Here is a 24,288-nt window from a genome sequence, read left to right as displayed (position 1 = left end):
CGGAGTACCAGATGAGACCACCGACGGACGACGAACCGCTGCTCGACGTCGCCGGGGGCGACCCGGCGCTCTCCCGGCACCTGCGCGACTCGCTGAAGACTCTCGGCGAACGCACCGACGACCCCGAGTTCCGCCGGCTGGTGGCCGACGTGCTGGACGGCCGGCGCGGGCTGCGCGAGGTGGCCACCTCGCCGGTCTTCGCCTCGGCGCTCAACCCCCGGATGGAGCAGTTCGCGCAGCGCTGGGCGGAGACCTCCGAGGAGGAGCGGGCCGAGCTGGCGGCCCGGGGCGAGCGGGAGTTCGCCGCGCTGCGGGAGCGGTTGGAGCGGGAGCGCCGCGACCGCGAACGCTGGTGGCGCGACCACCCCGACGGGTACTGACCGGCACCCGCCCGCCGAAACCCACTCGACCTCCTTTGTGGAGGCGCGAGCCGAGAGCACCGAGGCAGGGTCGTACTGGTTCAGGGAAAGAGTGCCTTCACAATCGGCCGGAAGGCACTCCTGCCCTGAACTAGCACGATCTCCAGGTGCGACGTGAGGAGGGCCTCCTTTGTGCCCACGCTTCACCGTTGCGCCGCAGGATGCTGGCAAGATGACCGAGCTCCACGCGCGCAATGTACATCGGCAATATGGTGACTCGCTCATCTGCAACTGCCGACGCCAAGCAACGTGCTGTTCTGCAGGTTCGAGGCTCCAGAAGGCGCACTGGTCTGCCGCGATCCGCTCGCGTACCTCCGCTATGCGGTAACCGAACGTAGCAAGTTCAGGCCATGTCCTGGCGCTGATGGCAGCCCTCAGGGCGACCGACGTCGATCAGACAGCATGTGGATTTCGCTGAGCCGGGAGACAGCTCAGTCGACGCTGGGCAGCGACGGCCCGAGCACGTCGTCGGCGTCCACGATCGTGTACGCGTACCCCTGCTCGGCGAGGAAGCGCTGTCGGTGTGCGGCGTACTCGGTGTCGATGGTGTCCCGGGAGACGACTGTGTAGAAGTGCGCCTGCCGACGGTCGGCCTTCGGTCGGAGTACCCGGCCGAGCCGCTGCGCCTCCTCCTGCCGGGAGCCGAAGGTGCCGGAGACCTGGATCGCCACCGCCGCCTCCGGCAGGTCGATGGAGAAGTTGCCGACCTTGGAGATGACCAGCGTGGAGATCTCGCCGGCCCGGAACGCGTCGAAGAGGCGTTCGCGTTCCTTGTTGGTGGTCGAGCCCTGCACGATCGGCGCGTCCAGCGTCTCGCCCAACTCGTGGAGCTGGTCGATGTAGCCGCCGATCACCAACACCTGGTCGGCGGAGTGCCGCTCGACCAGCGCCTTCACCACCGGCAGCTTGGTGCGGGCGGTCGCCGCCACCCGGTAGCGCTCCTCGGGCTCGGCGACCGCGTACGCCATCCGCTCGGCCTCGGTCAGCGTGACGCGTACCTCGGTGCAGTCGGCCGGGGCGATCCAGCCCTGCGCCTCGATGTCCTTCCACGGCGCGTCGTACCGCTTCGGGCCGATCAGCGAGAAGACGTCGCCCTCCCGACCGTCCTCCCGGACCAGCGTGGCGGTCAGGCCGAGCCGGCGGCGGGCCTGGAGGTCGGCGGTGAACCGGAAGATCGGCGCCGGCAGCAGGTGCACCTCGTCGTAGATCACCAGACCCCAGTCCCGGGCGCCGAACAGGTCCAGGTGGGTGAAGGCGCCGCCGCGCCGCGCGGTCAGCACCTGGTACGTCGCGATGGTGACCGGACGGATCTCCTTGCGCTCGCCGGAGTATTCCCCGATCTCCTCCTCGGTCAGCGAGGTACGGGCGATCAGTTCCCGCTTCCACTGCCGGCCGGCGACGGTGTTGGTGACCAGGATCAGCGTGGTCGCCTTCGCCTCGGCCATCGCGGCGGCCCCGACCAGCGTCTTGCCGGCGCCACAGGGCAGCACCACCACGCCCGACCCGCCGGCCCAGAAGCTCTGCACCGCCTCCCGCTGGTACGACCGCAGCTCCCAGCCGGGCCGCCCGTCGGTGCCCTCGGTGGCCAGCTCGATCGGGTGCGCCTCGCCGTCGACGTAGCCGGCCAGGTCCTCGGCCGGCCAGCCGAGCTTCAGCAGCGCCTGCTTGAGCCGGCCGCGCTCGGACGGGTGGACGATCACGGTGTCGTCGTCCAGTTTCGCGCCGAGCATGCCGGCCAGCTTCTTGCTCTTGGCCACCTCGATCAGGACCAGCCGGTCCAGGGCGCGCAGCACCAGCCCGTGCGTGGGGTGCGCGACGAGTTGCAGCCGGCCGTACCGGTCCATCGTCTCGGCGACGTCGACCAGCAGCGCGTGCGGCACCGGATAGCGGGAGTAGCGCAGCAGCGCGTCGACCACGCCCTCGGCGTCGTGCCCGGCCGCCCGCGCGTTCCACAGGCCCAGCGGGGTCAACCGGTAGGTGTGCACGTGCTCCGGCGAGCGCTCCAGCTCGGCGAAGGGCGCGATCGCCATCCGGCAGGCCAGCGCGTCCGGATGGTCGACCTCCAGCAGCAGGGTCTTGTCCGACTGCACGATCAGTGGTCCGCCGCTCACGCTGCACGCCCTCCCCGTCGTCCGAGGTCGGGCGTCCCACGCACCGACCCTCCAGTCTTGCACGATGGATAACGAACCGGAAAAATTCTTCAACTGGTGCAACCGGACCGGTACCCCTGTGCGTCTAGCTGTCGACGGCTTCTGGGGAGGGGCAGATGGTACTGACGCGTCTCGGCACCGGTCTGATCACTCTAGTGGCAGTCGCCCTGTTCGGCGCCGGTGCGTGCGCGTTTGATCCGCAGTCGGACCAGTCGGGAGCCGAGGGGCTTCCCCCGGTCGAGGCGGCGGCGGAGAACGCAACGGGGGCGAGCGCGCCGCCCGCGCCGGACCGGGGAGAGGCCGCCACGCCGAGTCCGCGTACCACCCCGCGCAAGACCACGCCGACGACCAAGGCGCCGACGAAGAAGCCCGCTCGGAGCAGTTCGCCGAAGCCGCCGGCCGGCTGCCCGCAGGGAGACCGGCAGCGGGAGGTCGAGGGCTACCTGGCCAAGCTGGGCGGCTTCGGCAAGATCGTTGTGGACGGCCGGCAGTCCGCCGCCGACTGCTCGGCGATCAAGAAGTTCCAGCGCCGCTACGACATCCGGCCGGCCGAGGGCCGGGCCGGACCGACCACCGCCGACGTCGCCCGCCGGCTGGCCCGGACCAACACCGGAAAGTGCAAGACCGGCAGCGGTACGACGTTCTGCGTCGACCTGACCCTGCAAACCGTCTGGGCGATGCGCGGCGGCACGGTGGTGATGGCGCCCACCGTCACCCGGACCGGCATGTCCGGGTACGCCACGCCGGCCGGCACCTACAAAATCAACTTCCGGAACACCAAGGAGTGGTCCGACCCGTACGAGGTGTGGTTGCCGTACTGGCAGCGTTTCGTCGGCGGAATCGGGTTCCACGAGACCACCACCTATCTGCACAACATGCCGATCGGCTCGCACGGCTGCGTCAACCTGCTGCCGAGCGACGCCCGACGGATGTGGCAACTCGGCAAGGTGGGTACCCGGGTGCACGTGATGGGCCGCCGCCCGGGGACCTGACGCGCCTTGCGGGCCGGTGAACCTGTCATATCGGCCGGCCAGGTGCGAATCTGGAATCTCGGAGCAGACAGCCCGTGGCGGGAGGTTCGCAGATGACGGTCGACGGCGAGGTCAGGTCCGAGACAGACCCCCCGACCGCCCCGGCGCCCGTTCCGGCGCCCGTTCCGGCGCCCGTTTCCCGGGCCACCGTGCTGGCGTACGCCGCCGTGGCGGTGCTGCTGGCCAGTTGGGTGCTCTTCGGCTGGCTGGTGCAGCAGCAGGGCTTCGTCACCTCGCTCGGTGAGGGGCTCGGCGCCGCCTTCACCCTGCTGCTGATCGTCTCGGTGGTCGGCTCGGTCCGCCAGCACCGCCGCGACTGAGGCCGGCCGCCTCACTCGTCGAGTACGGCCGCCGTGATCCGGTGCAGTGCGAAGGTGTGCAGCATCTCGGTGCGCTCGTCCTCGGCGCGCAGGTAACCGCCGCCGATCGACACCGGCCGGACCAGCCGGGACGCGGTCGCGCCGTGCGCGTCGACGTACCCGACCCAGACCAGTGCCTTGTCCCGGACCGCCTGCTGGAGTACGGCCAGCGCCTGGCTGTGCGCGTGCGCCGTCGGCATCCCCGGCCCGGCCCCGCCCGGCCGACCCGCCCCACGGACCGTGCTCGGCGCCCGGCGGGCCGCCCGGGCCGCCGCGTCGCCCCGGCGGATCTGCTCCACGATGCCGAGCAGCCGGGGCGTGCTCAGCCTCGGGGTGGCGAGCGGATCGGTGACCCGGTTCGCCACCGAGCCCCGGGCCGCCGCCCGGCGCACCTTCGGCCGGTTCAGCACCGTCGCCCCGCTGGCGTCCTCGGAGACCGGCGCGTACCCGGCCTCGCGCAGCGCGGTGAGCAGCCGCCCCACCAGGTGCGGAGTGGTCAGCACCGTCGGCGCCAGCCGGCGCAGCGACATCGGGGCGAGCCGGCGGTCGGCGAGTACCTCGGCGAGCAGTGCCTCGTCGTCGCTGCGCAGGTACGCCCCGGCGGAGCCGACCCGGAGCCCGCCGTGCTTGCGGGCCACGTCGTCGATCAGATATGTCAGGCCCTGCGGCACCGGGGTCCGGGACCGGCGGGCGAAGAGCGAGTGCAGGTCCTCGGCGGCGTAGCCGACGTCCAGCGCCCGGCGCACGCTCGCCCCGGTCACCCGGTAGACGCTGGCGCCGCCGGCCGACTCGTGTTCGGCCACCGTGGCCAGTTCGGCGGCGACGGTCGGCTCCGGCGGCCCGGGTACCACCACGGTCAGGTCGGCCTGCACCAGGAAGTGGTCGACCGGTGCCGGCAGCAGCGCGTCCAGGGCCCGGACCGCCGCCGAACCACCGCCGGCCGCCCCGTCCGCGTCCGGCCGGACGCCGAGCGGGTCGTCGCCGGTCTCGCCGATCCGGGTGTCCCCGGCGGTCCACTGCGCCAGCAGCAGCCGCCCGTACGTGGTGAGCGCGCCGAGCCCGGTGACGCCGAGCAACGCCGCCTCGGCGAGTACCTCCCGCTGGCCGGTGTCCCGGCCCAGGCTGCGCCGGGGTGCCCGCCAGGCGAGCAGGTCGACCACCTCGTCCGGCCCCGGCGCGGTACCCGGTTCGAGGTCGGCCAGCACGTCGAGGACGGCCCGGCGTACCGCCGGCACCCCGGCCCGCTCCGCCTCGGCGGAGAGCACCGTGATCGGCCGGTCCCGGTCGTCGCGCTGGCCGACGAGTCCCACCTGTCGGGTCATGGTGAGCCAGGCCCGCGCCAGGTGCTCCCAGCGGTGCGCCAGCGAGCCGTCCCGCCAGCCCTCGTACCCGGCGGCCGGCAGCATCTGCTGGTCCGCACCGTTCCGGGCGGTGACGGTGCCGGGCAGGTCCACCTCGCCGACCAGCCCCGCCGCGTACGCCACCTCCAGCAGCAGGGCGGTGGTCGACTCGTCCAGCCCGCCGCCCCGGGCCAGCCGGCGCAGGTCGCGTACCCCGAGACCGCCGGAGCGGAGTACCGGGGCGGGTTCGGCGGCGAGCTGTTCGAGCAGTGCCTCGGTGTGCCGTACCGCCTCCATCGCCTGGCCGGCCCCGGCCGAGTCGGCGGCCTTCGGCTCCCGGGCCGCGCCGGCCACCGGCGGCGGCGTCGGACGCAGCGGGCCGAGCGGGCCGGACTCGCGGCGCAGCAGCAGGCCGATCTCCCGGGGCAGCTCGACGGCGGTCGGCTTGCCGGCCAGGCCGCTGGGCTCGGTGACCGGCACCAGCAGGCGGTTGTCGACCAGCCAGGAGACCGGTGCGGCGGCGCCCTCGCCGGGCGCGGCGGTGGCCGGCAGCGTGCCGACCGGGGGCCCGGCGGCGAGCCGGTCCAGGATCGCCCGGGCCGGTGGCGGTGCCGCGAGCAGCGTCCGGCGCAGCTTCGCCGGGTCCGCGACCAGCGCGGCCGTCTCCGGGTCCAGCTCCGCCGCCGGTCGGCCCAGCCCTGCCGGGTACGGCGAGCAGACCTCGTCCACGCCCGGCACCACGTGCAGCGACTCCGTCGGCCCGTACAGCAGGAAGAGCGCCCGCAGCCGGTCGACGGCGGACCGGACCGCAGCCCGGTCCACCCGGCGGGCGGCCCCGGCGGACAGGGTGAGAATGCTCTCCGTCGACGTCTCGCCATGATCTTCGTCACGGGTGAGCCGCGCCGCGTCCAGGATCCGCAGGGTGAACTCGTCGAGCCCGTCCAGCGCCCGGGCCACCGACACCCGGGACTGGGCGCGGACCGCCAGGGCGGACAGATCGGTCGGTACCGGCACGACGAGGTCCGGACGCAGCCGGAACAGGGCGGCCAGCGCCTCGTCGGGCAGCGCCCGCAGGGTGTCGGCGAGTGTGGTCATCGTCTTTCCACGCTATCCGGCCAGGCGCCGGTCGTGCGCGTCGGTCACGCGGTCGGTCGGTGGTCCGGGTCCGTCGGCTGCGTCGGTCCCGCGGTCGCTCGCCGAGGAGCGGTGGGGTCGGGCTGGGAGATCATGCGACCATGGCCGCGTGACACCCCCTGCGGTCGGGTTCGACCTCGACATGACCCTGCTCGACACCCGACCCGGGATCGCCGCCGCCTTCCGGGCGCTCTCCGCCGCGACCGGGGTGTACGTCGACACCGATCTCGTGGTGAGCCGGCTCGGCCCGCCGCTCGCCACCGAACTGCGGAACTGGTTTCCGGCCGACCGGCTGGACGAGGTGGTCTCGATCTACCGGTCGCTCTATCCGGAGCACGCGATCACGATGTCCCGGCCGCTGCCCGGTGCGGTCGAGGCGCTCGACGAGCTGCGCGCGGCCGGCCTGCGATCGATGGTGGTCACCGCCAAGCACGGACCGCTGGCCCGGCTGCACCTGGAACACCTCGGCATGCGGGTGGACGAGCTGGTCGGCGATCTCTTCGCGGCGGAGAAGGCGACCGCGCTGACCATGCACGGCGCGGAACTGTACGTCGGTGACCACGTGGCCGACATGCTGGCCGCGCGGACCGCCGGGATCCCCGGGCTCGGCGTGACCACCGGCGCGCACGACGCCGACGAGCTGCGGGCGGCCGGTGCCGATCTGGTGGTCGCCGACCTTAGCGGATTCCCACAGGCGCTTCGGCGGCTGATGCGGCTAGCCTTGTGAGGACAGCAATCTCATCAGGGGAGTCGAGGTCTTCAGGTGCCGACGGGTCGAGTGAAGTGGTACGACGCGGCCAAGGGATACGGGTTCGTCACCAGTGACGAGGGTGGCGACGTGTTCCTGCCGAAGGGCGCGCTGCCGGCTGGTGTCACCGACCTGAAGGGCGGCCAGCGGGTCGAGTTCGGCGTGGTGGACAGCCGCCGGGGCGCACAGGCGCTCGGGGTGAAGCTGCTCGACGCGCCACCGTCCATGGCGGAGCTTCGCCGCCGGCCGGCCGAGGAGCTGCACGGCCTGGTCGAAGACATGATCAAGGTACTGGAGGCGAAGGTCCAGCCGGACCTGCGCCGGGGCCGGTTCCCCGACCGCAAGACCGCGCAGACGGTGGCTCAGCTCGTCCACGCGGTCGCCCGCGAACTGGAGATCTGAGGGGTCAGCCCGGCCGCCGCCGCCCGGCCGAGCAGGGCGTCGACCGCAGCCTGACCCTCGGCGCCCAGCTCGGCGGTGAACTCGTTGACGTAGAGCGCGATGTGCCGGTCGACCACGTCGCGCTCCATCTCCTGGGCGTGCGCGAGCACGTACGCCTCGGTGCCGGCCGGGTCGGCCCAGGCCCGGCGTACCGACTCGCGGATCCAGCCGGTCGCCTCGGCCGGGTCGACGGCGCCCTTCCGGGCCAGGATCGCGCCGAGCGGGATCGGCAGGCCGGTGTCGGCCTCCCACCACTCGCCGAGGTCGACCAGGGCGGTCAGCCCGTGCCGGGGGTACGTGAACCGGGCCTCGTGGATGACCAGCCCGGCGTCGTACCGGCCGGCCGCCACGCCCGGCATGATCTCGTGGAACGGGACCACCTCGATCCGGGCCGGAGGCCGCTGGGCCGACCAGAGCCGGAACAGCAGGTACGCCGTGGTCCGGTCGCCGGGTACCGCCACCGTCGCCCCGGTCAGGTCGGCGCGGCTGCCGGTGCCGTTGCCAGATCCGCCGTCAGGCCCGTCGCCCCGGGTCAGCACCAGTGGTCCGCAGCCCCGGCCGAGCGCCCCGCCACAGGGCAGCAGGTGGTAGTCGTCGAGCAGCCAGGGCAGCGCCGCGTAACTCACCTTCACCAGGTCGTACGCACCACGCTCGGCGGCGGTGTTGGTGACGTCCACGTCGGCGTAGGTGAGGTCCACCGGCGGGGCGCCGGGCACCAGCCCGTGCACCAGAGCGTGGAACACGAAGGTGTCGTTGGGGCAGGGCGAGATCGCCAGGGAGAGCGCCACGCGCCCACCGTATCCCCGGTCGCTCCCGCCGCCACCGGGCCGGCCACCACCGGTTGACTAGGTCACCCTCGCTGCCGTACCGCTACCCGTGCGAAGACTGTCGAGCTGGGTGCAGGGTGGGGCAGCGGATGGCTGGCGTCGGTGGGTGGTGTGGTGCGGGACTGTAGAGCTGGGTGCACAGGCGGGGCAGCGGGGGAGGGGGCAGCGATGGTGCGGAGGTGGTGCGGAGGTGGAAGTGCGCAGGGAGGCGGGTGCACAAGCGGGGCAGCTCGACAGTCTTCAAACCAGGAGGTCGTTGGCAGTTCCGAGGCGTCTCGCACACGCCTGTCCGCAGGGTTGTCCACAGGTTGACGGATCGGGGTTGGCAGGGTTGGCACGACCCGGAATCATCGACGTCCATGACGGGGCAGGGGACGTCGGTGGCGGGGCAGGCGGTGCCTGTGGCGGAGCAGGCGGTGCCTGTGGCGGAGCAGCCGGCGTTCGGAGTTGGGCAGCAGGACGAGCCGCTCGACCTGGGTGGGCTGTTGCGGACGCTTCGCCGACGGGCCGATCTCAGCCAGCGCGAGCTGGCGGACCGGGCGGGCGTGCCGAAGAGCACGATTTCGCGGATCGAGGCGGGCCGGGCCAGGGACCCGAAGTTTCGCACTGTCGAGCGGCTGGTGCTGGCGGCCGGTGGCGGGTTCGGGCTGGGCGGGTTGGCGCCGCACCCGCACGAGGAGCGGCGTGACGAGCGCGGCCGACGCTACCCGGCACATCTCGACGTGCGGGACGTGCACGAGCCGAAGGACTGGCCGGGTGCCTGGTGGGCGCACTGGTACACGCTGCCGCCCGAGCGCTGGCCGATCAGGGTGCCGACCGCGACCTTCGACCTGTGCCGGGACCGGCGGGACCGGCGACGCTGGCGGGAGGACGTCCGCCGTCGGGTCCGAGTGCGTGCGGTGACCGATGACCTCCCACCGGATGGCTGGCAGTGGGTGGCCGAACTGCCCGACGGTGAGCTGATCGGTGAACTGCGGGCACACCTGCGCGGGCGGTGCCCGACCGAATTCCGTTCACCGGCGGAGCCGGACCGGGAGGTGCTGCTGGACGGGGTGGTGGTCGTGGCGGAGTGCCGAGGGCTGGGCATCGGGCGTCGCCTCCTCGCCGAACTGCTGGCCGAGATGGACCGGACCGGAATCCGGGTGGCCCAGGCGGTCACCGAGTTCCACGGAGTGGAGTTTCTGATCCGTTGTGGCTTCCTTCCGCAGGCGAGCCGGCCGATGCGGCTGACCCTGCACCGGCCCGACTGAAGTGACCGAAGATCAGCTCACAGATCGACTCAGAGCTTCTGGCCGACCGTGGCGAAGGCGGCGGTGAGCGCGGCGAAGGCGTCGCCGATCCGCCAGGCCGAGCGGTCCCGGGGCCCGATCGGGTTGGAGATCGTACGCAGCTCGGCGAAGGGCAGACCGGCTGCGGCTGCGGCGGTCGCCACCCCGTACCCCTCCATCGCCTCGGCCACCGCGTCCGGGTGCCGGGCCAGCAGGGCGGCGCTGGACGCGGCGGTGCCGGTCACGGTGTTGAGGGTGAGGACCGCCCCGGTGACCGCCTGCGGCAGCCCGGCCCGGAGCACCTCCAGCAGGGCCGGGTCGGCGGGCAGGCTGGTGGTGCCGAAGCCCAGCTCGTCGAGGGTGAGGAAGCCGTCCGGCGACTCGGCGCCGAGGTCGGCCGCGACGCTGCGGGTCGCGAGCACGGTCCCGCCGACCGGGGCCCGGCCGGGGAAGCCGCCGCCGATGCCTGCGCTGAGCACCCCCCGGTACGGTCGTCCGGCCGCCTCGGCGAGCGCGACCAGCCGGGCGGTGCCGGCGGCGGCAGCGGCCGGACCCACCCCGACCGGCGCGACGGTGAGCACGTCGGAGACCAGACCGGCGCGTACCGCCTCGGCCTCGGCCTCGACGGCCGTGACCACGAGTATCCCGTCGCCCACTACTTCCCCCGGGTTTCCCGGCGCGAGCCCTCGTCGCCCGGCCCCGGGCCGGGTACGGCGGAGGACGGCCGATAGATGTGGTAGCCCGGCGGCGCCAGTTCCGGATCCTCGCCGTCATCCTCCGGTGCGGCGGCCGGCGGCTCGCCGTCGGGGCGCCGGTTGACCGTGGGCGCGGGTGAGGTGGGTGCCGGGTCGCCGCTCACCCGCTGCTCACCGGGCTGGTCCGGCTCGGACCGACCCGCGTCGACCCGGTTCGGGGCGGGACGGGCCGCGTCGGACCGGGCTGTGTCGGACCGGGCCGGGCCTGTACGGGCCGCGTCGGGCCGGGCTGTGTCGGACCGGGCCGCATCGGGTCGGGTCTCCTCGGGCGACTCGCCGTCGGCCATGGCCCGCCCGGAGAGCCGCTCGCCGCGCAGCCGGGTGGCCACGACCAACGCCCAGACGGTGCCGACGGCGGCGAGGCCGGTGAGCAGGCCGATCCCGACCCGGCCGGCCAGCGGTACGAGGCCGAGCCCGCCACCGGCCACGAAGGCCAGCATGAGCACCGTCTCGGAGTGCGCGAACCCGGTCGCCCGAAGCCGCTCCGGCACCCGCTCCTGGATGGAGGCGTCGACGGCCAGCTTCGCGATCCCGCTGGTCACGGCGGTGACCAGGCAGAGCAGGGCGACCAGCAGCAGCGAGAACCAGAGCGTGGCGAGTACCCCGATCCCGGTGACCACGACCAGTCCGGCGGCCTGGAGTACGACCGGGCGGACTATCCGCAGCCGGGTACCCAGGGCGGTGGCCAGGAAGGTTCCGAGGCCGAGCCCGACGCCGACCACCCCGAGCGCCACCTCCGCGCCGTGCCGCCGGCCGAAGAGTTCGGTGTCCAGGTCACCGGCCTTGATCGCGAAGGCCAGGAAGAGCAGCAGGAAGCCGTAGACGGCGCGCAGCGCGGCGCTGCCGATCAGCGCGGAGATCACCAGTCGGCCGCCGGGGCCGCTGCGGCTGAGTGCCCGTTCCCGCCCGTTCCGGCCGGGGCGGAGCGCCTGGAAGGCTCTCGGCATCGTCTCCGGCGCGTCGGAGTCGGCCCGGGGTGGCAGCCGCAGTGCGATCACCATGCCGACCAGGAAGATCACCGAGGCGACCCGGAGCGGCCACTGTGGACCGAACCAGAACGCGGCCAGCCCGATCGGCGCGACCACGCCACCGGCGATCGAGCCGTACACGCTGGCCCGGGCGCCGGCCTGGGACAGGCCGATTCCCTCCGGCAGCAGCCGGGGCACCGCCGCCGACCGGGCCACCCCGTACGCCCGGGACAGCGCCAGTACGCCGAACGCGGCCGGATAGAGGCCGAAGCCGTGGATGTAGTCCGAGATCAGCCAGGCCAGGAAGGCCCGCCCGAGCATGGTGGCGGCCAGTGCGTACCGGCGGCCGTGCCGGAAGTGGTCGAGCAGCGGCCCGACCACCGGGGCGAGCAGCGCGAACGGGACCATGGTGATCAGCAGGTAGAGCGCGACCTTGCTCCGCGCCTCGCCCAGCGGGGCGTTGAAGAAGATCGTCCCGGCCAGGCCGATGGTGATCAGCGTGTCGCCGGCACACGAGGCGGCGTGCAGGTCGAAGAGCCGGACCATCCCGGCCTCGCCGCCGGCACCCTTGGCGCGTACCCGGGCGACCCGGCGGGTCGTCCAGCGTGCACTGCCCACCGAACCCCGGAAGAGCAGCCTGACGGCCCGGATCGCCGTACCGACGACACGCCCGGGAACCGATCGCCCAGAGCGGGTGAACAGCGGCATGAGCATCATCCTCGCCCATCCGGTCGACGACCGTCGGATCTGTGCCGAGATATCTCTGTGGTGGCCTGTGCCGGGGAGTGCCGCCGACCCGTCGTCAAGGATAGGCAAGAATGGGTGAGTGACCAGGAGCACCACGGCGCGCGCGGCCCGTCTCGACCAGGTCTGCGCCAACGCCGTCGACGTGGCGCGGGACGGCATCACCGAGGTCGACCCGGCCGACGTCGGTGACCACCAGGGGGCGATCGCCGAGGGCGACCGGCTCGTGACGCATCTCTTCGAGTGTCGGCTCGCCGGCTACCAGGGCTGGCGGTGGGCGGTCACGGTGACCCGGGTGCCGCGCAGCCGGCACGTCACGGTCTGCGAGACCTTCCTGCTGCCCGGTCCGGACGCCCTGCTGGCGCCGAGCTGGCTGCCCTGGCAGGAGCGTCTCCAGCCGGGTGACCTCGGGGTCGGCGACCTGCTGCCGACCCCGGCGGACGACGAGCGGCTCGCCCCCGGCTACCTGCTCTCCGACGATCCCGCGGTGGAGGAGACGGCCTGGGAGCTGGGCCTCGGGCGGTCCCGGGTGATGTCCCGGGAGGGCCGGATCGAGACCGCCCAGCGCTGGTATGACGGTGACCACGGGCCCAGCGCGCCGATCGCGGTCGCCGCGCCCCGGAGCGCCCGCTGCGGCACCTGTGGCTTCTATCTCCCGCTGGCCGGTGCGCTGCGCCAGTCCTTCGGGGTCTGCGGAAACTTCTTCGCCCCCGACGACGGCCGGGCGGTCAGCGCCGACCACGGCTGCGGCGCGCATTCCGAGACGCTTGTCGAGTCGGCCGAGACGCCGGTCGACGAGCTGCCGACGATCTACGACGACAGCGAGGTCGAGGCGGTCGCGGTCAGCCGGGCACCCGGCTCGGTCGAGGCCGCCGAGCCGCCGGAGCCGTACGGGCACGGCTGACCGGGGGTCGCCCTGGCGGGCGTCGGGGCGGGCGTGTTCAGCGGGTACCGGCGCGACGGCGGCGGCGGTTGGCGTCGTGTCGGAGCATCACGGCCAGCCCCGGAAATCCGACGAGGAAGCCGGCCAGGCAGGTCCAGAGCCAGTGTTCGCGGTCGTGTGCCGCGAGCCAGTCCCGGAAGAAGATCAACAGCACCAGCCCGACGACCGCCCAGACCACGATCCCGGCGACGGCGAACGGGACCATCGGCGGGTCGAGCGGCTCGATCCGCGGCTCCTCCTCCGACATCGTTCCAGCGTACGGCCGGGCTGGTAATGGTTGGTAACCGGGAAGGTCTTTGCCGGTAACCGGTGATCTGGGACGATGCCCCGATCAACGATGCCCCGAGCACGCTCGTACACCCCTCGCGAGGACCTGATGGACAACGCCCCGACAAAGCCGGCGGGCCGATCCGACGCCGGTAACGCCTTCGACCGGTACTTCGAGATCACGGCGCGCGGCTCGACGCTGGGCCGGGAGGTGCGCGGCGGCCTCGCCACCTTCTTCACGATGGCCTACATCGTGGTGCTCAACCCGCTCATCCTGGGCAACGCCGTCGACGGTGACGGCGCCCGGCTGGCCATCCCGGCGCTGGCTGCGGCGACCGCCCTGGTCGCCGGGGTGATGACGATCCTGATGGGCGTCGTCGGCCGGTTCCCGCTGGCGCTGGCCGCCGGACTCGGCGTCAACGCGCTGGTGGCGTTCGAGATCGCGCCGCAGATGACCTGGGCCGACGCGATGGGCCTGGTGGTGATCGAGGGCGTGATCATCGCGGTGCTGGTGCTGACCGGGCTGCGTACCGCCGTGTTCCGGGCGGTGCCGACCCAGTTGAAGACCGCGATCGGGGTGGGCATCGGGCTGTTCCTGACGATCATCGGGCTGGTCGACGCCGGGTTCGTGCGGCGGATCCCGGACGTCGCCAACACCACCGTGCCGGTCGGGCTGGGCATCGGCGGCAAGCTGGTCACCTGGCCGGCCCTGGTCTTCGTACTCGGGCTGCTGGTCACGCTGGTCCTGGTGGTACGCCGGGTCAGGGGCGCGATCCTGATCGGCATCCTCGCCTCGACCGTGCTGGCGATCGTGGTGGAGGCGATCGCCAAGGTCGGCCCGTCGGTGGTGGACGGCAAGCCGAATCCGGCCGGCTGGTCGCTGAACGTGCCGGCGTTGCCGGACCGGGTGGCGGACACTCCCGACCTCTCCCTGCTCGGCCAGTTCGACCTGCTCGGCTCCTGGCAGCGGGCCGGTGTGCTGGTGGCGATCATGTTCGTCTTCACGCTGCTGATCACGGACTTCTTCGACACCATGGGCACGATGGTGGCGGTCGGCCAGGAGGGCGGGCTGCTCGACGAGGAGAAGATGCCGCCGCGTACCCGGGAGATCCTGCTGGTGGACTCGATCGCGGCGGCGGCCGGCGGTGCGGCGAGCACGTCGAGCAACACGTCGTACATCGAGAGTGCCGCCGGGGTCGCGGAGGGTGCCCGGACCGGCGCGGCCAACCTGGTCACCGGCGGGTTGTTCCTGCTGGCGATGTTCCTGGCCCCGCTGGTCGTGGTGGTGCCGTTCGAGGCGGCCTCGGTGGCGCTGGTGATCGTCGGGTTCCTGATGATGACCGCGGTGAAGACCATCGACTGGAACGACTACGAGATCGCGATCCCGGCGTTCCTGACCATCGTGTTGATGCCGTTCACCTACTCGATCTCAAACGGCATCGGGGCCGGGGTGATCAGCTACGTGCTGGTCAAGGTGGCCCGGGGCAAGGCCCGGGAGGTGCATCCGCTCCTCTACGGGGTGGCCGCGCTCTTCGTGCTCTACTTCCTGCGCGGCCCGATCGAGACCGTGCTGTTCTAGCCTGTGGAACAGTACGGCGCCGGGTCTCGGTGACAGTGGTCATAATCGGTGGTCGTTAGCCTGGCTTATTAGTTAGGCTAACGATCGTGACGGAGTGGACGGTGATGGCGAAGCGCATGCCACCGGCGCAGCTTGCGACGTTGCTGCGCGACGCGATCACCCGACTCAACCGACGGGTACGGCAGACCCGGCCGGTCGGCGACCTCACGGGGACCCAACTCTCCGCGTTGACCAGCCTGGAGCTGGCCGGCGCGCTGACACCTCGCGAGCTGGCCGACACCGAACGGGTACAGCCGCCGACGATGACCAAGATCGTCGCGAAGTTGGAGGAGCGCGGCCTCGTGCAGCGCACCCCCCATCCGACCGACGGTCGGCAGGTCATCCTGTCGACCACCGACACCGGCCGCGCGATGCTCGCCCAGTTCGACCGGGCCCGCAACGAGTGGCTGGCCGGCCGGCTCGCCGAGTTGACCCCGGAGGACCGCGACGCGCTCCAGCGCGCCGCCGAGATCCTGCAGAAGGTGGCGCGCGACTGACCGCCGCAGAGGACCGGGTCCGCTTCGTCCGCTAGGACCTTCCGGCCGCAATGCCGAGGCCGGAGGTCGGGATGACGCGTACGACCCGAGGAGGCGCACCCCGAGTGCGGGCAAAGCTGAGCACCACCTTCCAGTCCCTGACGGTTCGCAACTACCGGCTCTTCGCCACCGGCCAGCTCATCAAGCTGATCGGTGTGTGGATGATGTTCACCACGCAGGACTGGCTCGTCCTCGATCTATCGGACAACTCGGCCTCCGCGCTCGGTGTGGTCATCGCGTTGCAGTTCACCCCGGTGCTCCTGCTCACCCTGCTCTCCGGCCGCCTCGCCGACCGGTACGACAAACGCGTACTGCTCTTCGTCGCCAACTGCACCTGGAGCGTCCTGGCGCTCGGGATGAGCGTGCTGGTGATCACCGGCATCGTGCAGTTGTGGCACGTCTTCGTCTTCGCCGGACTGCTCGGGGTGGCGAACGCCGTCGAGACCCCGGTACGCCAGTCCTTCGTCTCCGAACTCGTCGGCACCCCGCTGCTGCCCAACGCGCTCGCGCTCTCCGCCGCCACCTTCAACTCCGCCCGGATCATCGGCCCGGCGGTGGCCGGCGTCTCGATCGCCCTCTTCGACGTCGGCCCGGTCTTCGTGTTCAGCGCGCTCTGCTCGGTCGCTCCGGTGATCTTCGTGGTGCTGATGCGCCCGGCCGAACTGCACCGCGAGGAACTGCCGCCGCTCGCCGAGCGGGGCTCCGCCCGGGTCATCGACGGCCTCCGGTACGTCGCCCGCCGCTCCGACCTGATACTGCCGATGGTGCTGATGTCGGTGATGGGGCTGGCCCTGTTCAACTTCCAGCTCACCCTCTCGGCACTGGCCAAGACCACCTTCAACACCGGGGCGGCCTCGTTCGGCCTGTTCACCACCGCACTCGCGGTGGGCGCGCTGGCCGGGGCACTGGCCGGCAGCGGCCGGCGCAGCCGGCCGTCGGTCTGGACGGTGTTGGGCGCCGCCGTGGCCACCGGCGTCTGCGGCACCCTGGTCGGGCTCGCTCCGACGTACTGGCTGGTCGTGCTGCTGCTGCCGCTGACCGGGTTCTTCATGGTCTTCTTCGCCCAGGCGTCCAACCAGCGGGTGCAGCTCGGTGTCGACGCGGCGTTCCGGGGCCGGGTGATGGCGCTCTGGGTGTTGGTGTTCCTCGGCAGCAACCCGGTCGGTGCGCCGATCATCGGGTGGATCGCCGAGCGTTTCGGTGCCGGGGCGAGCATCTGGATCGGTGGACTGATCTCACTGGCCACCGCCGGTACGGCGCTGATCTGGCAACTGCACCGCACCGGTACCCGGCTTCGGCTGCGCATCCTCCCGATGCCCCGGTTCTACGTGGTGCACCCGGCCGACATGTGACGTAGCGCCGGCCGGGCGCCTTCCGTACCTGGCGGGCTGGCGTCGGCGTCCGCCACCCGGCGGCGGCCGGCTCGGCGACCTGCGGCAGTCGGACCCCTCTGGTTAGCTGACCTCATGCTGCGTGTGCGACTCCTGGAGTGCCTGGCCGCCGACCAGGCCCGGCTGCGGCAGGTGGCCTCCGCCGACCTCACCGCCGCCGTGCCGAGCTGTCCGGACTGGACCGTCGCCGACCTGGTCCGACACGTCGCCCTGGTCTACCTGCACAAGGTCGAGTGCATGCGGACCGGGCGGATGCCCACCGCGTGGCCACCGGACCTGTCCGGAACGGAGCCGCTCGCCCTGCTCGATCGCGCCTACCTCGCGCTGCGCGGCGAGTTCGACGGCCGCGACCCGGCCGCGCTCGCCCCCACCTGGTACGACCCGGACCAGACCGTCGGTTTCTGGCTCCGCCGGATGGCGCAGGAGACGGTAGTGCACCGGGTCGACGCGGAGTTGGCGACCGCCCAACCGGTGGCGGAGATCCCGGCCGACCTGGCCGCCGACGGCATCGACGAGATCCTCCGGATCTTCCTGGGCTACGGCAGCCGGCGGTGGCCCGAGGAGTTCGCCGAGGTGCTGCCGGACACCGCCGTACAGGTCGTGGTCAACGCCGGGCCGGCGAGCTGGCTGGTCCGGCTCGGGCCGCCGGGTGCGACGGTCGCCGCCGACCGGGGCGGAGTCGCCCGCGCCGGGACGTCGGCGTCGAGGGAGAACGGCGGGCCACCGCCGGCAGCCGGCCCGGTCCCGCCGGGTGGTGGGACCACCGACGACGCGTCCGAGGGCGGAGCGGCGGCCACCGTCAGCGCGACCCCGGAGCGGGTGCTGCTCTGGCTGTGGCGGCGCTCCGCCGACGACGCGGTCGACTGGTCCGGCGACCGGGCGGCGGTCGACCGGCTGCGGCTGGTACTCGCTGCGGCCACCCGGTGAATATTCGGTGATTGCAAAACCGGTGGCGGGGCGGGTTACCGGCGGTTAACGTCGGACGATGTGGCCATCGTGCATGCTTTCGCGCTGCCGCTGGCCCTTCTTGCCGTAGTCGGCCTGCCGGCGGTCGTGGCCGCGCTGATCTTCGCCGACGAGTTGGCCGACCGCTGCTTTCACTGGTTCGCCGACCGTCGCGACAGCCGCCGGTTCCGGAGGGCGATCAACCGCCTGGACCGGGCGTTCGAAGTGGACGCGCCGGCCCACGAGGTCGGTCCCGCCGACCTCGACCGGGTGGACCATCCGGCGATCGAACGGATCGCCGCCGACCTGCGCCGGCTGGGCGACCAGCGGCTCAGCGTCGCCGGCCGGTCCCGGATGTGGCAGGACGCGGTGCTGGAGGCGTACGACGACCGACTGCGACTGGCCAGCCGGTGCCTGGGGGTGGCGGAACACCTCGGCGATCTCGACGGCGTCGACCTGGAAATCGAGCGGGTACGCGTCGAGGGCGAGTTGCAGGCGGCCGGCCTGATCCTGCCGTCCCCGCACGCCGGGCCGCGCCAGGGCAGCAGTTGACCCGCCCGCTGGTGCTCCGGCGCCCGCAGCCGCCCGCCGGCCCCGTCACCCGTCGACCACGGCACGGTGGACGCTGACGTGCGGCTCTTCGTCGCCCTCTATCCGCCGCCGGAGGCGCTGGACGACATCGTCGCGCAGACGAACCGGCTCCGGATCGGTGCGGCGGCCGACGCCGGGATCAACGTCCGGCTCGCCGCCCCGTCGACCCTGCACGTGACCGTCGCGTTCCTCGGCGAGGTACCGGACGACCGGCTGCCCACAGTGGAGGAGACCCTCGCCCGGGCCGTCGAGGCGTGGCACCATCCGCCCGCCCGACGTCGGCGCGCGACCACCGCCGCATCCCCCGCCGAACAGCCCGGGCAACACGCGGAGCGGGCGCTGTCTGATGTTCGGACGGCGCCCCGGCTCCAGCTCGGCGGCGGTGGGCGGTTCGGCCGGGGCCGGTTCACCGTGCTCTGGGTGGGGCTGCTCGGCGAGGTCGACGCCCTGCACCGGCTGGGGGCGACGGTCCGGCGGGAGTTGCGCCGGTCCCGGCTGCCGTTCGACTTCCGGCCGCTGCGCCCGCACCTCACCCTGGCCCGACCCGGCGACCGGCTGGACCCGGAAAGTCTCGCCGAGGACCTGCGCACCCTCGACGGCTATCTCGGGCCGTCCTGGCCGGCGACCGAACTGGTGCTGATGCGCAGCCACCTCGGCCCCCGGCCGACGTACGACCGACTGGCGGCCTGGCCGCTCTAGCAGTCCGGCCGCCGGAACGGGGGCTACCAAACCCATCCGCCGGAGAGGGGTTACCAGGCCCATGCCTCCGGGCCGGGGCCGCCCTTGCCGAGCGGCGGAAAGAGTTCGTCCAGCCGGGCCAGGGTGTCGGCGGAGAACTCGACGGCCAGCGCGCCGAGCGACGCGTCGAGCTGGGCCAGGGTCCGGGGGCCGATGATCGGGGCGGTCACCGCCGGTCGGGTCAGCAGCCAGCCGAGCGCGACGTCCGCCGGATCGTGGCCGAGTTCGGCACACAACTTCTCGTACGCCTCGATCGCCGGCCGGTGTTCGGCGAGCAGCTTGCTGGCGTGCTCGTTCCTGGTCCGGGCCGCCCCGCCCTCGGCGAGCTTGCGGAGCGCGCCGCCGAGCAGCCCGCCCTGGAGCGGCGACCACGGGATGACGCCGAGGCCGTACTCCTCGGCGGCGGGCAGCACCTCCAACTCGACGAAGCGGTTCATCAGGTTGTAGATGCACTGCTCGGAGACGAGCCCGAGGAAGTTCCGCCGGTACGCGGACTCCTGGGCCCGGGTCAGGTGCCAGCCGGCGAAGTTGGACGACCCGACGTAGAGCACCTTGCCCTGGGCGACCAGGGTCTCCATCGCCTGCCAGATCTCCTCCCACGGCGTGGTACGGGAGATGTGGTGCATCTGGTAGAGGTCTATCCAGTCGGTCCGCATCCGGCGGAGCGACTCGTCGCAGGCCCGGACGATGTGCCGGGCCGAGAGTCCCTGCTCGTTGGGCCAGTCACCCATCCGGCCGTAGACCTTGGTGGCCAGTACGACCTTTTCCCGCCGGCCGGCGCCCTGGTCGAACCAGCGTCCGAGGATGCTCTCGGTGACGCCCTCGCCGGTCTTGCGCCCGTAGACGTTTGCGGTGTCGAAGAAGTTGATTCCGTGTTCCAGTGCCCGGTCCATGATGGCGAAGCTGTCCGCTTCGTCGGTTTCCGGCCCGAAGTTCATGGTGCCCAGGCAGAGCCTGCTCACCGAGAGGCCGGTCCGGCCGAGATTGGTGTATTCCATCTCCTCACCCTGCCACGCCGATCCGCCCGATGTCGATCATGAGGCGGGCGGACCGGCGGACGTGCGGTGGCGTCAGGAGGACTCGCGGGCGGCGGGACCGCTGCCGAAGAGGACGTCGTCCCAACTCGGCAGGCGCTTGCGCGGCTTGCCCGCAGCGTCACCGGACTCGCCGGAGCCCGGCCCGGTGGCGGCGCGGCGCGGCCGGAGGACGGCCAGCGAGGGAACCGCCGGGACCTCCTTCGGGGCGTCGGCGTCGTCGTCGAACGCGGAGCCGGGACCGCCGCCGAGCAGCGCGGCGGCGCCGCCCGAGACCGGCCGTTGCCGGGGTGCGTCGGGTGACGCCATCGACGCGGCCGGGTCGAGCCCGCGCCCGGCGGTCGAGCCGAGCGGCCGGTCGAGCCCGGCCAGCAGCGCGTCGCGGCCGGCCCGGATCGGGTCCCGGACGGGACGCGCGTGGTCGGCGGCTGCCGCCGGCAGGCCGTGCCCGCCACGACCCGGCTCCACCCGGGACGGACCGGGCAGCGCGTGTCCGCCGCGCTCCGGAGCGGGCTCCTGGCCGAGCAGCGGCGCGGGACGCTCGGCGCAGAGGTATTGCGCCATGTCGTCGTGCGGCGTCACCGACTGGCGCGCCTTGTCGAGATCCCAGATCGCCTGGGCGGTGGCCTTGCCGGAGGGCCAGGTCGCGATGATCCGCCAGGTGCCGTCGTCGCGCCGGTAGGCGTCCCAGGAGATCTTCTCGGTGTCGATGCCGTGCTGGGAGAGCCGGCCGTCGACGATCTCGGCGAGCGGGGACTGGTTCTCGGCGTTCTTCAGCCTGGTCCGCCGGGCGTGCTGGGCGAGCATCGCCCGCTCCTGGAGCACCGGGCCGGCGTAGCGCAGCACGCGGTCGACCGGCACTCCGGCGATCCGGGCGACGTCCTCGGCCGACTCGCCGGAACGGATCCGGGCCTGGATGTCCCGGGGTGACAGCGAGGGTGCCGGCTCGGTGCCGGGACCGACCGCTGTCAGTGGAGGGCTGCCGGGCTCGTTGTGCAGGACGGTTGCGACCCGCTCGTCGATCGGCAGCGCGAGAAGTCGGCCCACCTCGTCGGTGAGCACCATAGCTTGGCCGTCCTCGGAGAGGGCGACGAAGCGTACTGGCCGCATCGCGTTGCCTCCGTCCCGCCTCGCTGGGCCCACGCCACAGGTCAGACACCCGGGCGTCCTCGTCACACGGTACGCCGGTCCGTCACCCGTTGGGGAGAGGCGCGCCCGCATGTCGCGGGTGAGCTGCAAGAATTGATCACTCGGGTCGGGTGGTCCGGCCGACCGGCCCGACCCGAGTGATCGATTCGACTCAGAGCCGGTCGACCACGTAGTCGACGCAGGTGGTGAGGGCTTCCACGTCGCTGGGCTCGACGGCCGGGAAGAGCGCGACCCGGAGCTGGTTGCGGCCCAGCTTGCGGTACGGCTCGGTGTCGACGATCCCGTTCGCCCGCAGCACCTTGGCGATCGCCGTCGCGTCGACCCCGTCCGCGAAGTCGACAGTGGCCACCACATTGGAGCGCAGTGCCGGGTCGGTCACGAAGGGTGTCGCCACGGCGGACCGCTCGGCCCAGCCGTACACGTGGGCGGCGCTCTCGGCGGTGCGCTTGGCCGCCCAGGCCAGCCCGCCCTGCGCGTTCATCCAGTCGGTCTGCTCGGCGGCCAGGAAGATGGTGGCCAGCGCCGGGGTGTTGTACGTCTGCTCCAGCCGCGAGTTGTCGATCGCGGTGACCAGGTCGAGGAAGGCCGGGATGTACCGCCCCGAGGACTTGATCTCGGTGGCCCGGGCCAGCGCGGCCGGCGACATCAGGGCGAGGAAGATCCCGCCGTCGGAGCCGAAGCACTTCTGCGGGGCGAAGTAGTAGACGTCGGTCTCCCGGACGTCCACCTCCAGCCCGCCCGCCCCGGAGGTCGCGTCGACCAGCAGCAGCGCGTCGTCGTCGGCGCCGGCCACCCGACGGATCGGCACCGCGACACCGGTCGAGGTCTCGTTGTGCGGGGTGGCGTAGACGTCGACGCCGGCCTCGGCGACCAGGGACGGCGCGCTGCCCGGGTCGGCCTTGCGGACGGTCGGCTCACCCAGGAACGGTGCGTCCTTGACCGACTTGGCGAACTTGGCGCCGAACTCGCCGAAGCTGGCGAACTGGGCCCGGTCCCGGACCAGCCCGAAGGTGGCCACCTCCCAGAAGGCGGTGGTGCCGCCGTTGCCGAGCACCACCTCGTAGCCCTCGGGCAGGGAGAAGAACTCGGCGATGCCCCGGCGCAGCCGGGCGACCTGGTCGCGTACGGTCTTCTGCCGGTGCGAGGTGCCGAGGTACGTCGTGGCGACGTCGGCCAGCGCGGAGACCGCCGCGGGACGCACCTTGGACGGGCCGCAGCCGAACCGGCCGTCAGCGGGTTTGATCTCGTCTGGAATCCGAATGGTCGATACGTCAGCCACGGTTACGAAGATCCTTCCGGTGGGCCGAGAGGCCCGTGAGCCGAGCGGTTGATCCGGCGACGCTGCCGATTTCCCATCCTCGCACCTCCGCCGCGCGGGCCGAGGGACGATCCCACGGCGGCGGCTGAGTTCTGCCCCACACCCGGCCCGCCGGCGAACCCCGATAATCCAGGCCGCTGGCAGGTCCGGGAACCCCCGGCTGCGCCCGTGCGCCGAGAGATCTCCGGCCGGCCGGTGCACCCCCGGAAACGCGGCGGGCTCCCTCCCGTCCGGCGGTGCGGCGGGAAGGAGCCCTCCGGGTGATCCAGAAACGAGTCTCGGGGCAGGTCAGGCGTTGTGCGGGACGGCGTCCCAGCCCTCGACCTGGGTGGGCTTGCGCGGCCCGGGGCCGAGATACCGGGCGGCCGGCCGGACCAGCCGCTTCAGCTTCTTCTGCTCCAGGATGTGCGCGCTCCAGCCGCCCATCCGGGCGCAGGTGAACATCGAGGTGAACATGTGCGCCGGTACCTCGGCGAAGTCGAGTACGACGGCCGACCAGAACTCGACGTTGGTGGCGAGTACCCGGTCGGGCTTGCGGGCGTGCAGCTCCTCCAGCGCGGCCTTCTCCAGCGCCTCGGCGATCTCGAAGCGGGGCGCGCCCAGCTCCTTGGCGGTACGCCGGAGCACCCGGGCGCGCGGGTCCTCGGCCCGGTAGATCCGGTGCCCGAAGCCCATCAGCCGCTCGCCCCGGTCGAGTACGCCCTTGACGTACCCCTCGGCGTCGCCGCTGCGCTCGACCGCCTCGATCATGTGCAGTACCCGGGACGGCGCACCGCCGTGCAGCGGGCCGGAGAGCGCGCCGATGCCCGACGAGATGCAGGCGGCGGCGTCGGCGCCGGTGGAGGCGACGATCCGGGCGGTGAAGGTGGAGGCGTTCAGCCCGTGCTCGGCGGCCGAGATGAAGTACGCGTCGACGGCCTTGACGTGTCGCGGGTCTGGCTCGCCGCGCCAGCGCTTCATGAACCGCTCGACGATGGTCTCCGCCTTGTCGATCTCCTTCTGCGGTACGGCCGGCAGGCCGAGCCCGCGCGCCGACTGGGCGACGAAGGAGAGCGCGGTCACCGAGACCCGGGCAAGGTCCTCCCGGGCCTGCTCGTCGGAGATGTCGAGGAACTGCGACAACCCCCAGTACGGCGCCAGCATCGCCACCGCGGACTGCACGTCGACCCGGATGTCGCCGGAGTGCACCGGCACCGGGAACGGCTCGGCCGGGGGCAGGCCGGGACCGAACCGGCCGTCCACGAGCAACGCCCACACGTTGCCGAAGGAGACCTGGCCGATCAGGTCCTCGATGTCGACTCCGCGGTAGCGCAGCGACCCTCCTTCCTTGTCAGGCTCGGCGATGGCGGTCTCGAAGGCGATCACGCCTTCCAGCCCCGGTTTGAAGTCGGACATCAGCGCTCCTGGATCGGTCGTCCGTGCATTCAGGGCCCACCCGGCGGGTGCCCGGCGTGAGCCCCCGCGAACTCAGCGAGGTATTCGTGCCATCTTGCCTGCTGGGTAACTAACTTTGCGAGAGGTCACGGTTGTGCTACGCGCGACACGACCGGCCCGGGGGCGCTGCTCACCCCCCG

The 24,288-nt window shown here is 72.6% G+C and carries 23 protein-coding genes; 13 read left to right on the top strand and 10 right to left on the bottom strand.

From position 1 onward, the window contains the following. Positions 1-11: 11 nt before the first annotated feature. Positions 12-380, top strand: coding sequence for a hypothetical protein (locus Pen02_RS28705; protein WP_203869253.1), 369 nt, complete (start codon positions 12-14; stop codon positions 378-380). Positions 381-850: 470 nt separating this feature from the next. Here the strand turns inward: Pen02_RS28705 and Pen02_RS28700 are convergent, their stop codons facing one another. Further along, positions 851-2,530, bottom strand: coding sequence for a DNA repair helicase XPB (locus tag Pen02_RS28700; RefSeq protein ID WP_203869252.1), 1,680 nt, complete (start codon positions 2,528-2,530; stop codon positions 851-853). Positions 2,531-2,685: 155 nt separating this feature from the next. Here Pen02_RS28700 and Pen02_RS28695 point away from each other — a divergent pair, with 155 nt between their 5' ends. Next, a complete protein-coding gene (locus tag Pen02_RS28695; RefSeq protein WP_203869251.1) occupies positions 2,686-3,561 on the top strand; it encodes a L,D-transpeptidase family protein in 876 nt (291 codons plus the stop codon). A 92-nt stretch (positions 3,562-3,653) separates the two neighbouring features. Beyond that, positions 3,654-3,920, top strand: coding sequence for a hypothetical protein (locus Pen02_RS28690; protein WP_203869250.1), 267 nt, complete (start codon positions 3,654-3,656; stop codon positions 3,918-3,920). An 11-nt stretch (positions 3,921-3,931) separates the two neighbouring features. Here the strand turns inward: Pen02_RS28690 and Pen02_RS28685 are convergent, their stop codons facing one another. Further along, positions 3,932-6,394: a helicase-associated domain-containing protein gene (locus tag Pen02_RS28685; RefSeq protein WP_203869249.1), complete on the bottom strand. Its 2,463-nt coding sequence runs from the start codon at positions 6,392-6,394 to the stop codon at positions 3,932-3,934. A 148-nt stretch (positions 6,395-6,542) separates the two neighbouring features. Between Pen02_RS28685 and Pen02_RS28680 the strand changes: the two genes are divergently transcribed. Together Pen02_RS28680 and Pen02_RS28675 are read left to right on the top strand one after the other, a co-directional pair. After that, positions 6,543-7,160, top strand: a complete 618-nt coding sequence (locus Pen02_RS28680) for an HAD family hydrolase (RefSeq protein ID WP_239141431.1) — start codon at positions 6,543-6,545, stop codon at positions 7,158-7,160. 36 nt (positions 7,161-7,196) lie between these two features. Continuing rightward, positions 7,197-7,583: a cold-shock protein gene (locus Pen02_RS28675; RefSeq protein WP_101368382.1), complete on the top strand. Its 387-nt coding sequence runs from the start codon at positions 7,197-7,199 to the stop codon at positions 7,581-7,583. Here the strand turns inward: Pen02_RS28675 and Pen02_RS28670 are convergent. Continuing rightward, positions 7,544-8,410 carry a 1,4-dihydroxy-6-naphtoate synthase gene (locus tag Pen02_RS28670; protein ID WP_203869248.1) on the bottom strand — a complete coding sequence of 289 codons (867 nt, stop codon included), beginning with the start codon at positions 8,408-8,410 and terminating at the stop codon, positions 7,544-7,546. The two genes, Pen02_RS28675 and Pen02_RS28670, sit on opposite strands and share 40 nt — an antisense overlap. 455 nt (positions 8,411-8,865) lie before the next feature. Between Pen02_RS28670 and Pen02_RS28665 the strand changes: the two genes are divergently transcribed. Further along, the gene (locus Pen02_RS28665; protein ID WP_203869247.1) at positions 8,866-9,699 is read left to right on the top strand and encodes a GNAT family N-acetyltransferase; all 834 of its coding nucleotides are present in this window, start codon (positions 8,866-8,868) and stop codon (positions 9,697-9,699) included. A 29-nt stretch (positions 9,700-9,728) separates the two neighbouring features. Here Pen02_RS28665 and Pen02_RS28660 read toward each other — a convergent pair whose 3' ends face one another. Both Pen02_RS28660 and Pen02_RS28655 read right to left on the bottom strand, forming a co-directional pair. Then, entirely contained in the window at positions 9,729-10,361 is a 633-nt protein-coding gene (locus Pen02_RS28660) for a futalosine hydrolase (protein WP_239141479.1), read from the bottom strand. An 11-nt stretch (positions 10,362-10,372) separates the two neighbouring features. Beyond that, complete coding sequence (locus Pen02_RS28655; RefSeq protein WP_203869245.1) at positions 10,373-12,148, bottom strand: MFS transporter; 1,776 nt, start codon at positions 12,146-12,148, stop codon at positions 10,373-10,375. A gap of 118 nt (positions 12,149-12,266) precedes the next feature. Between Pen02_RS28655 and Pen02_RS28650 the strand changes: the two genes are divergently transcribed. Further along, the gene (locus Pen02_RS28650) at positions 12,267-13,088 is read left to right on the top strand and encodes a DUF3027 domain-containing protein (protein WP_203869244.1); all 822 of its coding nucleotides are present in this window, start codon (positions 12,267-12,269) and stop codon (positions 13,086-13,088) included. A gap of 37 nt (positions 13,089-13,125) precedes the next feature. Here Pen02_RS28650 and Pen02_RS28645 read toward each other — a convergent pair whose 3' ends face one another. Then, positions 13,126-13,374, bottom strand: a complete 249-nt coding sequence (locus Pen02_RS28645; protein ID WP_203869243.1) for a DUF2530 domain-containing protein — start codon at positions 13,372-13,374, stop codon at positions 13,126-13,128. A 129-nt stretch (positions 13,375-13,503) separates the two neighbouring features. Here Pen02_RS28645 and Pen02_RS28640 point away from each other — a divergent pair, with 129 nt between their 5' ends. From Pen02_RS28640 to Pen02_RS28615, 6 genes are all read left to right on the top strand, one after another. Next, positions 13,504-14,973 carry an NCS2 family permease gene (locus Pen02_RS28640; protein WP_203869319.1) on the top strand — a complete coding sequence of 490 codons (1,470 nt, stop codon included), beginning with the start codon at positions 13,504-13,506 and terminating at the stop codon, positions 14,971-14,973. Positions 14,974-15,059: 86 nt separating this feature from the next. After that, entirely contained in the window at positions 15,060-15,509 is a 450-nt protein-coding gene (locus Pen02_RS28635; protein WP_203869242.1) for a MarR family winged helix-turn-helix transcriptional regulator, read from the top strand. 104 nt (positions 15,510-15,613) lie between these two features. Beyond that, complete coding sequence (locus Pen02_RS28630) at positions 15,614-16,900, top strand: MFS transporter (RefSeq protein ID WP_203869241.1); 1,287 nt, start codon at positions 15,614-15,616, stop codon at positions 16,898-16,900. A 114-nt stretch (positions 16,901-17,014) separates the two neighbouring features. Continuing rightward, on the top strand, positions 17,015-17,866 hold the full coding sequence (locus Pen02_RS28625; RefSeq protein WP_203869240.1) for a maleylpyruvate isomerase N-terminal domain-containing protein: 852 nt from the start codon (positions 17,015-17,017) through the stop codon (positions 17,864-17,866). Between the two features lie 60 nt (positions 17,867-17,926). Continuing rightward, on the top strand, positions 17,927-18,436 hold the full coding sequence (locus Pen02_RS28620) for a hypothetical protein (RefSeq protein WP_239141430.1): 510 nt from the start codon (positions 17,927-17,929) through the stop codon (positions 18,434-18,436). Positions 18,437-18,502: 66 nt separating this feature from the next. Then, a complete protein-coding gene (locus tag Pen02_RS28615) occupies positions 18,503-19,174 on the top strand; it encodes a 2'-5' RNA ligase family protein (RefSeq protein ID WP_443678487.1) in 672 nt (223 codons plus the stop codon). 50 nt (positions 19,175-19,224) lie between these two features. Here the strand turns inward: Pen02_RS28615 and Pen02_RS28610 are convergent, their stop codons facing one another. From Pen02_RS28610 to Pen02_RS28595, 4 genes are all read right to left on the bottom strand, one after another. Next, positions 19,225-20,211 (bottom strand): aldo/keto reductase, encoded by a 987-nt coding sequence (locus Pen02_RS28610; protein ID WP_203869239.1) that lies wholly within the window; start codon positions 20,209-20,211, stop codon positions 19,225-19,227. A 72-nt stretch (positions 20,212-20,283) separates the two neighbouring features. Beyond that, the gene (gene sepH / locus Pen02_RS28605) at positions 20,284-21,357 is read right to left on the bottom strand and encodes a septation protein SepH (protein ID WP_203869238.1); all 1,074 of its coding nucleotides are present in this window, start codon (positions 21,355-21,357) and stop codon (positions 20,284-20,286) included. A gap of 190 nt (positions 21,358-21,547) precedes the next feature. Next, complete coding sequence (serC, locus tag Pen02_RS28600; protein ID WP_203869237.1) at positions 21,548-22,675, bottom strand: phosphoserine transaminase; 1,128 nt, start codon at positions 22,673-22,675, stop codon at positions 21,548-21,550. Positions 22,676-23,002: 327 nt separating this feature from the next. Beyond that, entirely contained in the window at positions 23,003-24,109 is a 1,107-nt protein-coding gene (locus Pen02_RS28595) for a citrate synthase 2 (RefSeq protein WP_203869236.1), read from the bottom strand. Positions 24,110-24,288: the final 179 nt, after the last annotated feature.

It is taken from the genome of Plantactinospora endophytica, assembly GCF_016862915.1.
Classification (GTDB): Bacteria; Actinomycetota; Actinomycetes; order Mycobacteriales; family Micromonosporaceae; genus Plantactinospora; species Plantactinospora endophytica.
Note: the sequence above shows the minus strand (reverse complement) of the source record. Positions and strands in the feature narration are given on the sequence as shown.